Here is a 10826-nt window from a genome sequence, read left to right as displayed (position 1 = left end):
CTTAATTTTTGGATGGGATAGGGCGGTTTACCCGCAAACTACTGATAACATTGCCAAATAAAATTGGCGTCCCATAGGGGATTCGAACCCCTGTTGCCGCCGTGAGAGGGCGATAAGTAAAGGTTAAATGGCTGGGTTTTATCGTTTAAATTGTTGATAACAGGGAATTTAATATCACTGACTGTCACTGGATACAACAGGATATCACATCAGGGTGGGCCCAAAACGGGCCCAAAAAGTTACCGCCCTGACTGGTTATCCAACGCTGCATCTCTGGAGCGGCAGGGGAGATATCTGATCACAGGGCCAGTGCCTGTCTGAGATCGTTATGTTCGAATGCGCTCGCCATACGCTGGATCTCCGCTGACCGGGCGCCGACTTCTCTGGCGGTCTCCCGCCATGTCGCGGTGACCGTCGCCACATCCTTGATGATAGTGCGCGCTTGCGGCAGCGTAAGAGCGAAGAATTCCGATGCCGCCTCGAGCAGATTGACCGAGCATGTGCCCTCATCAAGATCAATGTTTGTGGTCAGTACCCGTGCCTTGAGATCGGTCGGAACAGGGTTGAGATCATAGGCTGGAGAAAGCGACCATCCGGCCTTTCCCTGCCACAGGAAACCATGATTGCGCAGATGATCATCGACATTCGAGATCAGAACATTAAAAACCACGCGCCGATAAAGGGCGTGGGCGTCCGTCTTTCCCTGAGCACCGTGTCTTGCAAGGGCGTCCACGATTTCCGGGTAACTCCCACGTTCCCCGTCTCTGGCGCCCATCATCGCCATTGCGGACAGGAACGGAATGCGGGTGGCGCCGTCACGGTCGAAGCGCCGTGAGAGAAGAACCGCTTTGCCGGCGACATGGATCAGTTTGTGTCGTGGGGTAGCAATGCCAGCCTGCCGGGCCAGTCGCAAGGCGATCTCCTCCCAGGTTTCCATGCTGTAGTCGTCGGTCTCTTTGGGAAACTTGGCGATGGAGAGATGACCGTTCTGGTCGATGACCGAGGCTTTGGGCCTTGCGCCGCCAAGGGAAGAGCCGGGAGCGAAAATGAGCTGAAGGTCTTCGTCGGTCTCTTCGTCACGAAGAATGCGCTCGGTAATCTGAAGCAGGCGACCAAGGTCAATCAGAGCAGGGACGCCGTTCCGGATGGGGGCCTGAAAGACCTTCTTTTCCATCCAACGGAAGCGGAGTGCTCCCAGCCGGGTTTCATCAGCTACTCCGAGCAGATAGTCGCTTTCCGTGAGAGTGCGAACGGCGCGACCTTGACGTTCTGCAAGGCGACGTTCAGCTCGCTGCATGAGACGACGCCCCCATGTGTCCGGAGCAGAGTCGCCGATGGACCCGAAAATAGTTAGTCCGGCAGGGGGCGCGAAAGCCCCGCGCGTCAGCGTAAGTGCCGGTTCGAGCGAAAATCGTCCTGCGTCTTGGAGCCATGCGTCGTCATATTCGAACAGGATCGTCTCTGTGCCTCGGACTCGGTTGCTCCTTGCAACGCCGACAGGCCGTATCTGGCCGTTCAGATCAATATGCACTTCAAAGTCAGCCATCGCGGGACGGTCCAGTACTCCGTTTGAGATGGATATGTTTCGGCAAAGCTGCGCTGGCCAATGCCTGTCCGACACTGTCATGGCTGATGTCGGCAATCTGGCCCAGGCCGTCGAGCAGCCCGAGTGCCTGGAGGACGGTAGCATAGATGCCAATGCTGACACCGGCATCCCCAGCTTCGATCCTCTGTAGGGTCGAGCGCGAGGTAAAGGCGCGCTCTGCCACCACGGCCATAGGCAATTTGCGGCGACGACGAGCGTCGTGGATATCGCTGCCCAGCTTGCGCAATGCGCGGCGGACAGAAGCGGGCGGGCTATGCGGGGTCGGCATTTGTCATCTTCATGCTACATTATTTATGGATGTGTAGCACGAAGATAGCAAAATACTCAAAATAGAAATTGTTGACGGGGTTTATGGAGAGACCGTCAGTCCACCATACTCCCGTCCTCCTGTCGCTTCGCTTTTGTGAACTTCAGGGGCCAGAGTGCATGGCGGTCCTTGCGGGACAGCTTTGTCGGTTTGTCCTGCCAGTCTTCAGGAATACGCCCTTCACGCAGATCCTTTTTCTCCGCATTGGTATTGCTCTGCTTCGGAGCGCTACCAATGTCGCGTCCAGGATCTGGCCTAAAATTGGAAGATAACCGGCGTTGCGCAACACCGCGTTAAAGCGGTTGAGCAAAATATCAATCGCACCCGCCCGAGGCAGGCGCTCTCGGAACAGCCAGACGGTTTTTGCATCCGGCACGCGGTCCGACAGCCCCAGACCTAAAAATCGCATAAAGGAGAGACGGTCGTTGATCACGTATTCTGTCCGCTCGTCGGACAGATTGTTCAGCGTCCGTATGACCAGAATTTTGAACATCTGCACTGGATCAAACGGCGGCCGACCGCCTTTGCTTCCATCTGAATACGCCAGAGCCTTCTCCAGATCAGGGCGGAAGGCCTCAAAATCCACAATCCGGAAAGAGGCCTCAAGCTGATCCCCAGCCCACTCAAGTGGGCAAGACGATCTTCAACATCAAAAAAATCGGCTGCTTCATTATCCATCCTCCCAATCAACGCGGAAGAAGTGGAATAATGCAGAATAGGTCAGAGACAAGGGGTTGTTCGACCCCTCCAAGTGGTGGGGGAATTGGTGTTGAATTACTATTTAAAATTTATTCGATAAATATTTTCTATCAGCGGCTTATTTTTATTTTCCGCCATTGATATACGTCAACAAATTCTCCGCGAGGAAGATAGGTGATCTTTAATTTTTGGCCATTCCGTAAAATATCCAAGTTGATTTTTGTGTTTTGTTCTCCTTGTATTTGGTCCTGTGGGACCGGAGTGACGATGATGTCGCCATTATGCAATCCAGCTTCGGCTGCAGCGGAATTCGGTACCAAGCCTCGCACAACCCTTTTGGGTTCGGCTAAAACCGCGGGTTCAAATCCAAGCTCATATCGCCGGAGCTTAGTGGTATAGCGTTCGAAGCACGCTCCAAAGGCAGCAGATGCGGGAACTGGCTTTTCACCCGCTAGAAAGCTACGAAAGTGTTGGACGCTTTCTTCTCCCAGATTCTCACGCAGAAGGCTTTCCCAATCAGAATTTGAGAGAGATTTTCCCATTTTTTCTCGTGCCAGCATGCCGAGTACTAGAGTATCTAGTGATTTTTTATTATGTGTTTTCGAGCGCATTGCATAATCGACTGTTGCGAAATACAGCATGCTACGGTCGTAAGGCAAAGTCCTGATTCGCGTGTCCTTCCAGAACATGTCTGGAATTTCGCTATTAGGGCTGGTGGCGAAAATATCAGTGTAGTATCGGGCCGCCGAATAATTTATCGAATGCAGAAATAAATCGGCAGAAATCATGTGGAAGCGAAACGGCAGTGCTGCCTGATAAAAAACTGCCAGTCCTTCACCGAACCAAGAAGATAGCAGGCCCGTTGGATCGGTTATATATGGCGAGAACGTATGGAACATTTCGTGTGCCAAGGTGAGCTTTAATTCATCGGGATCGCTACCTGCTTCTGCACCGTACGTTTCTACGAATGAGTGATAAAGTCCGACCCCACCGCCTGCATTGATGGGATTGTATCGGAGAAATACAGTATAAGGTTGCGAGGCCGTTTGGTTGAAGAATTGTTTGTAATGGCCATGAAGCGTGTTTGCCCAACTCATCAACGCAGCAGCATCGAAATTCGGCTGTCCCTGCCAGGCACCGCGAAAATCCTGATCTGCTCCGGAAGGCGTCCATGCCTGGATGGCACCAGACATCATATAAGTTGCGTAGATTTCTGCCCGATCCATAATAGTCGATATGGTGTTGGCCCCGGAGTCCAGTGACGTCACGTTTGTCGATTTCTCCGAGCCGATTGATGCTGCCCAATGGATCGTTACACTGTATTTTCCGTCATAGAGCGGAAGCGGAAGAAACATGGAAGCCGCCCCTGATGTCGCTCTGTCAGCTTCATAGAGCCCGATCGGTGGGGCGGGCCCCCGTGGGGGCTTTGTTGCGTGTGCTGGGACAATGTAGGAGACGGTGAGTGGGCCAACTATCTTACGATCTGCCGACCACACTACGGATGGTCCACCGATTTCCGAATCCCGGTCGGATATTTCGGGCATGTCACGAGTGGATTCCAAAAGATGGACTTGCCCAAGAGAATCCGTGGCCGTCAAGTCACGAATATCTGGCGCTGCGCTGTCCACATTACTGTCGATCAACGGAAGGGATAGCAACGCCGATTTGGCTGTTTGGGCTGGTATGCGTGCAAACGTGAGGCTGACAGTCAGCGTGCCTTTTCCCATCCCAAGATTTTTGGGTGTTAACTCGATGCGTAATGGAATGGGACTTGACGCCTGGGTGGCTGCCGCGACGTTGATCGTAAGTAATGCGGTCGTGGCTGCAAGTGTAAGATAGGTCATGCGGGTCATCGGGGAGCGCGTCCTATATTGACGTTGCTATACATTCGATTTCAAGGTCGAACGGCATAGGCCAGCTTGCGACCGGTACGAATGTGCGTGACGGAAAACCAGACTGAAAGAATGTTTGGTAAACCCTGTTGATGCGTTCGTAGTGGCCGGTATTTGTCGCATAGATCCTGAGCATTGTAGCGCGCTCAAGTGAGGAGCCAGAATGATGGAGTACGTGGCTCAGCGCGCGCATACAGGCACTCGTCTGCTCTTCAATAGTTCCTGTGATCAGGTCCCCTGTCGCGACATCCAAGGGCGGCAATCCAGAAACAAAGACAAGACCAGCTGCTTTTGTGGCAAGAGACAGGGGCAATGCCAGCTTGTTAATCACGCCATCCAGAACTGGAATGGCGGGGTGTTCATGGCACATGGGGTGCATGTTTTTCTTTTGGGTCAAAATTTTGCGCTTGCAGTAAGTGAGAAAGTGGCAGGCTGGACGAGTGTTGCACCGACAAGGCCGGTTTTGGAGAGCGTACGTGCGCTCATGGCAAGAATTCCACGCGAGTTCGTCAGATTGCGGGCAGCGAAGTCCAGGCTGTATCGCCCTCTTTGAACACCCATGTTGAAGTTGACCTGAGAATACGCAGGCATTCGGTAGCGCGGGATATCAGCAGCCGACTGGAAGCCTCCCAGACGATTTCCGACATATGAATACTCGGCACCGACGTGGGCTGCGTAATAATCGTTGATATTGAAGTTGTAGTCGGCGCGAACGTTGCTTGTGATCCTGGCAGTATATGGCAGGAGATTGCCGCTCTGGCCGTACACTGTTCCGGTATTAAATGGCGTTGTAATATGGGCGTTCGTATAATTGAAGTAGGCGGCAATCGTGAGCCCGCGGATAACGCGGTATGAACCACTTACTTCAAGGCCGTTGGAAACGGCACTTCCACCGTTGACGGTGATGCCTTCGCTTTCGTTATTCAGGCCCACAAGCTGGATATGCTTCCAGTCAGTCCAGTAGAGCGAGACATCTACGGTGCCGCGATGGTGGTCAAAGTCGCCCTTCGCACCGATTTCATAATCCAGCGTCTTATCGGGCGCGAATGTTGTTGCTCCCTGAGACACCCCGATATTGGGGCCGCCGGAACGATAACCGCTGGCAATCCGCGCATAGGCCATCAGGTTGCTCGTGATGTGATAGCTCGGTGTGACAAGAAAAGTCGGAACTTTAAAATTATCTTTGATACGCGCCTGAACGCCGTCCGAAAGGATTCCGTCATCATCGTTGATGGTCGCGTCCTGCCTGATGGCGCTGTAACGCACACCCCCTTGAAGGTCGAGGCGATGTGTCAGATGGAGCGTGACATCACCAAAGCCCGCGACTTCGTTATACTGCGACTTGGTGCTTTCCTGACCGAGATCAAGTTGCGATGTAGAAATGAGAGATGGTCCATCCGCAGCATTAATCTGCTGATAGGCGTAAGACCGTTCGTGTGTGAAGAAGAAGCCTGCATGCCAGGTTAGAAAATGATGGAATTCGTCTCTACCCAATCGTACTTCCTGCGAAAACTTCGATGTCCCCATTTGTTGGTCTAATGCATATCCATAGTGAGACGGAAGTCCTACATTAGACGTGAGTAGTGGTTTAAATGTCGTCGTGACGTCCCATAAGCCAGTATACTGGCTTTCAACATAGCTGGTTGATGATGTCAGATTCAGGCCACCAAGGTCGAACGAGTTGGTGGCATTGAACGCATTGATCCGTGCCTGGCTTGTATCGGTGCCAGGAATGCGGCGTTGCTCCAGAGCTCCATAGACGGGTCGGTTATTGGTTGTGTTGTAATCAACGAGTGATGACCCGTTTGCGGTGCGAATACTGCTGAGAGCGGATAGATGGAGCGTGTACCAATCGGTAGGTTTCCACACAAGCGCTCCACGGCCACCTGATGCATGGGCCATGTTGTGAGTGCCTTTGCCCTGCAAGGGGTCCTGAACCCAGCCGGGATCGTCGCGATGGAAATAACTGCCGGTGATCGCCAGTTTATCTTTGATCAGCGGCGTTGAGAAACTCGCTCTTACGGCACCACCCTGATCGCCACCAGCCACGCTGTTGCCTGTAACCGCAACCTGTCCACTCATTTTTTTCATGTTCGGGTCATGCGTTACATATTTGATGATGCCCCCCATGGCGCTTGCGCCATACAGCGTGCCTTGTGGCCCCTTGAGTACTTCCACTTGTTGCAGCTCTGACGGATCCAGATCAGGCATCAGTTGATCACCGCCTGCGAGCGCGGAACTGGAAGTGATGGGCATGTCGTCGATATAGATGCCTGTCGTCGGCGTGTTTCCATCACCGCTGCTGATTCCACGAATGACTGGGGTTACGAAGCCGCGTCCATTCGTACTGACCGAGAGGCCGGGGATCTGCCGAAAGTAATCGAAGATCGAGATGGCATTTTGTTTTAACATGGTGTTCGCGCTAACGACGCTGACCGCCATAGGAACGTTCTGCAATGACTCCGCGTGCTTGCGTGCCATGACTGTGATGGTTTCAGGCTGACCGACGACGGACCCTGCGCCCCGCTTTGATAAGCGAGCCGGTGTCTTTGCCTTTGATGCGTGATGCATGGCAGGGGGCACGGCTGTATTCTTCGTTGCAGCGTGTGCCATCGGGTAGGACAACACCGCCACGGGAACGGCCAGTGTGACAGAGCGAAGTGCGGAAGTGTTAATAAGGCGGGAGCGCACTGAGACCATGGGAAAGACTGCCTTGCCTGATGAGCGGGGTGATGGCGTTATCGTTTCGAGTTTGAACCAGAACGCTTGAAAATATTTTGTCTAATTGCTTCTTCTGCCTTGATGAATGGGAAAGGAATCCCTTTAATTCGATCAAATTCAGGATTAATTTTCCTCGTCCCTGAACATCGCGGTATGATTTATCAGTCTACCTGGACAAGGGGACGGACGATGAAACAACGGAAGATCTAATGGCAAACGAGCTCACTCCCGTGGATATCCGTATTCTCGAAGTAATTCAGAATGATGCTTCACTCTCTACCGCGGATCTCGCGGAAAAGGTCGGTATCTCACACTCTCCATGTTGGAGGCGTCTTCAGCGCCTGAAAGAGGAAGGATACATTGATCGGCAGGTTGCAATTTTGAATCGCGAAAAATTTGGACAGGAATTTCTTGTTTTTGCTTTCGTCAAAGTCGCAGCGCTCTCGCCTGAACAAAGAAAAGAGTTCCATCGGAAGATCGAAAATCTTCCTCATATCATTGAGTGTTACTCAGTTCTGGGTGAATACGACCTCATTATTAAAGTTATGGCTTCGTCCCTCAAAGAATATCAAAACTTTATATTTGATACAGTAATGCGACTCCCAGGTGTTCAGGATGTTCGTTCGACAGCGGCGCTTTCGGTTCTGAAGGATACGACCGCGATACCCGTACGCGGAATAATGAGCCGCTAAAGCGCTCATTGCGCGCAAATTATGCAAAAATTGTTTGTTTTGGCGGTGAAAAGGAAAAAAAACATCTGATTTCGGCTCTATCCTGTGGGTAGCACGGGATAGAGCCGAAATCAGAAGGATTTTAAGCACAGTGAACGATGGTCGGAAAAAATCTGGTCTAGGCTTGATGTCTCTGGTGGCTCTCGGAGCTGGCTCGGCTATAGGTGTATCGATTTTTTCTGTTCTGGGCCCCGCAGCCCGGGTGGCTGGAACGGGCCTATTATTGTCGCTTGTTCTAGCGTCATGTCCGATGGCGTTGTTTGCGCTCTGTTACGCTGATCTAGGGCGTCGTTACCCGGTTTCTGGTGCATCGTATGAGTGGCCGCGCCGCTATTTGCATCCAGCAATAGGATTTTCAGTCGCTTGGATGCGTATAGTCGCAAACATAGGTGCTATGATCGTGTTGGCGTCAGTTCTTGTTGGTTACTTGTCGCCATATGTCAAATTACCACACAGCCTGACGATATTTGTCGTTATCTCGTCTATTTTCGCTATAAATTCCGTTGGTGTAAGAATTTCAGGGTATATACAGACAATTCTAATGGTTCTTCTGCTCGTCGTATTATTCGCCTTTACGATTGGTGGCTCTACCGTTGCGAATTGGAATACACTCGCTGTGACGTCAGGTCACGGTCCCATGGGTGTGTTGGCTGCTGTTGCGATCATGGTCTCATTGTTTATGGGGATCGAAGCGCCTGTAGAGCTTGGGGACGAAATTCGCGATGCGCGTCATACCATTCCCAAAGCAATTGTTATTTCAATTCTTCTCACGGCAATCGTCTATGGGGCGGTGGCTTCAACAACTCTAGCACTCATCGGACCTGAGGATCTGGGACGAAGCCAAGCTCCGCTCGCAGACGCAAGCGCCCGCATTTGGGGGCATTTCGCTGGCGCGGTCATCGCAGGTGTCGCCGTAATTTCGCTCCTCAAGAGCATGAACGCGACAGCAATGGTGTTCTCGAGAATGATTTTTGCAATGAGTCGCGGTGGTGTGTTGCCAGTTTATTTGTCGCACCTCCACCCCCGATACGGCACACCTTATCGCGCGACAGTGGTCGCGGCTCTTCTATCGCTAAGTGGCTTACTGCTTCCAGGCAGTCTCGTATTTCTCCTTCTGGCGGTCAATGTGCCGACATTACTGAAGTACATGGCGTGCTGTGCATCGGCAATCCGCGCCAGTCGTATGGATCCCACAGGAGCGGATGGTTTGCTGAGCCCATCATCTGTACTGGTCGCAGGAGTGTCTGCAATCATAATGGCTTCGGCCATGGTCGTGTTTTCTGTGTGGGAAGACTGGCGACCGGTCGCTCTGGTGGGTGCCTGGCTTATCGGGGGAGCAGTCTGGTATCGACTCTTTGTCCGCGATGTCAGAATGAATTATCCCGGCTGAGGGCATATTCTTGCCAAATCGATGCAGAATGGCGCTGTATCTCCGTTTAATTAGCGAAGAAATTTTCGCGCATATGCTGTCTTCTACTCCAAGAATTTTACTGGAGCAGGGTACAAGCGCGTGACAAACTCAAAGGCCGTAACGGAGAGCTACGCGAAGTGGGTCACGCGTCAGATTCGACGATCCCGATCTTCTGGCGATAATATTATTACGCTGTTTAACAGTTCTCCGTCTGAGCCCTCTCAATTGTTGCGTGAAATTGTTCTGAATACCTTTGAGAACGGTATGCCAGAAAATTATTTGACGACCATGGGGGGCGGGAATGTTCTTGTTCGGACCCTGTTGGCAGACCGATACGGCGTTTCCTGGAATCAGGTTTGCTGCACGACTGGCGCAAGCGCGGCTTTGGTCATGTTGCTCAAGGTTCTTGTCGAATCTGGGGACGATGTTCTTGTGGAAACGCCCTGCTTTGATTTGTTTCCATTGTTCGTCGCAGATAGAGGGGCGCAGTCCATTCCATTCGCGCGCTCCGGAGACAGATTTGACATTGATCCAGACCTTCTACGTCACGCTCTGACCCCCAAGACTAAACTGATCATACTAAGCAATCTTCATAATCCTTCTGGATTTCCAATATCTCGGAACAGTTTGAAAGCAGTTGCGGAAATTGCCGAGAAACATGGATTATATGTGATTGTAGATGAGGTTTATCGGGATTACCTGTTCGGTCCCAATAGGCCCCCGGCGGCTGCATCGCTTTCATCAAGAATGATTAGCTTAAGCAGCATGACGAAAAACTGGGGGCTGAGCACGCTGAGGTGCGGCTGGATCGTCGGAGCTCCTGACCTTATGGCTCAGGTTGAGGAGCGTGCGACAACTTTTGATTTCGGCATGTCAAACCTGACGCATTCTCTTGCCGCATGTGTTCTTCAACAGGCAGATCGTTTTGATGCAGTCGTTCAAGCGCAGGCTGACGCGTTTGAGGCTGTATTCAGACGCTTTTTTGTTGAATGGAAGCGTGAAGGGATGGTTGAGGGGCAGGTGCCGAATTTCGGCTGCATCCGCTTCCCGTTATTACCGGGCATAGAGGATACACTGGATTTTTCCGAGCGTCTTGCGGAACGCGATCGCGTTATTGTGGCACCTGGAGAATTCTTTGGGGCATCTGGTCATGTCAGATTGGGGTTATCTTCTGACATGACACAGCTCACGACAGGTCTAGAAAGGTTCACGAATGCTCTGCGTCAGTATCACTCTCCGTGAGCATTCAGCTTAACTAGGTTTCGTGGACAAAGGGTATCCACTGGAGGACTGACACGAGATGGAGGGATCGAAAAACCTCTGGTTTTGGGGTTTGTTCTGTGATTCCCTTTCTTCGGTTTTGATTGAGGGAATGGCGCTATGAAGCAGTCTGGCTTCTTTGATGTTGAAGAACGGCTTGCCCGGTTGAGCGGGCTTGGTGATCAGCTCGAAGCCTTTT

The 10826-nt window shown here is 52.0% G+C and carries 9 protein-coding genes and 1 pseudogene; 3 read left to right on the top strand and 7 right to left on the bottom strand.

Annotated features, from left to right (window positions below):
* Positions 1-298: 298 nt before the first annotated feature.
* The 6 genes and pseudogenes from GSP01_RS13735 to GSP01_RS13710 all read right to left on the bottom strand — a co-directional run bounded on the left by GSP01_RS13735 (position 299) and on the right by GSP01_RS13710 (position 6985).
* Positions 299-1546, bottom strand: a complete 1248-nt coding sequence (locus tag GSP01_RS13735; RefSeq protein WP_141354417.1) for a type II toxin-antitoxin system HipA family toxin — start codon at positions 1544-1546, stop codon at positions 299-301.
* On the bottom strand, positions 1539-1874 hold the full coding sequence (locus GSP01_RS13730) for a helix-turn-helix domain-containing protein (protein ID WP_141354415.1): 336 nt from the start codon (positions 1872-1874) through the stop codon (positions 1539-1541). Before GSP01_RS13730 ends, GSP01_RS13735 begins: the two co-directional genes overlap by 8 nt.
* Before the next feature lie 110 nt (positions 1875-1984).
* Positions 1985-2584: pseudogene (locus tag GSP01_RS13725) on the bottom strand (transposase); the annotation flags it as partial.
* A gap of 138 nt (positions 2585-2722) precedes the next feature.
* Positions 2723-4465: a M61 metallopeptidase family protein gene (locus GSP01_RS13720; protein ID WP_141354413.1), complete on the bottom strand. Its 1743-nt coding sequence runs from the start codon at positions 4463-4465 to the stop codon at positions 2723-2725.
* Between the two features lie 13 nt (positions 4466-4478).
* Positions 4479-4874 carry a Rid family hydrolase gene (locus tag GSP01_RS13715; protein WP_141354419.1) on the bottom strand — a complete coding sequence of 132 codons (396 nt, stop codon included), beginning with the start codon at positions 4872-4874 and terminating at the stop codon, positions 4479-4481.
* 23 nt (positions 4875-4897) lie between these two features.
* Positions 4898-6985, bottom strand: a complete 2088-nt coding sequence (locus GSP01_RS13710; RefSeq protein ID WP_167495567.1) for a TonB-dependent receptor — start codon at positions 6983-6985, stop codon at positions 4898-4900.
* 449 nt (positions 6986-7434) lie between these two features.
* Here GSP01_RS13710 and GSP01_RS13705 point away from each other — a divergent pair, with 449 nt between their 5' ends.
* The 3 genes from GSP01_RS13705 (at position 7435) to GSP01_RS13695 (ending at position 10609) form a co-directional block, all read left to right on the top strand.
* Positions 7435-7917: an Lrp/AsnC family transcriptional regulator gene (locus GSP01_RS13705; RefSeq protein WP_141354409.1), complete on the top strand. Its 483-nt coding sequence runs from the start codon at positions 7435-7437 to the stop codon at positions 7915-7917.
* A gap of 130 nt (positions 7918-8047) precedes the next feature.
* Entirely contained in the window at positions 8048-9346 is a 1299-nt protein-coding gene (locus GSP01_RS13700; protein ID WP_141354407.1) for an APC family permease, read from the top strand.
* A gap of 249 nt (positions 9347-9595) precedes the next feature.
* Positions 9596-10609: a pyridoxal phosphate-dependent aminotransferase gene (locus tag GSP01_RS13695; RefSeq protein WP_141354405.1), complete on the top strand. Its 1014-nt coding sequence runs from the start codon at positions 9596-9598 to the stop codon at positions 10607-10609.
* Between the two features lie 9 nt (positions 10610-10618).
* Here the strand turns inward: GSP01_RS13695 and GSP01_RS14980 are convergent.
* Positions 10619-10826 (bottom strand): hypothetical protein (locus GSP01_RS14980; RefSeq protein WP_218023669.1); only part of this gene is annotated, 208 nt, incomplete at its 5' end.

This window comes from Gluconobacter sphaericus NBRC 12467 (assembly GCF_006539125.1).
In the GTDB taxonomy this organism is placed as follows: Bacteria; Pseudomonadota; Alphaproteobacteria; order Acetobacterales; family Acetobacteraceae; genus Gluconobacter; species Gluconobacter sphaericus.
This window is presented reverse-complemented; position numbering and strand designations above follow the sequence as displayed.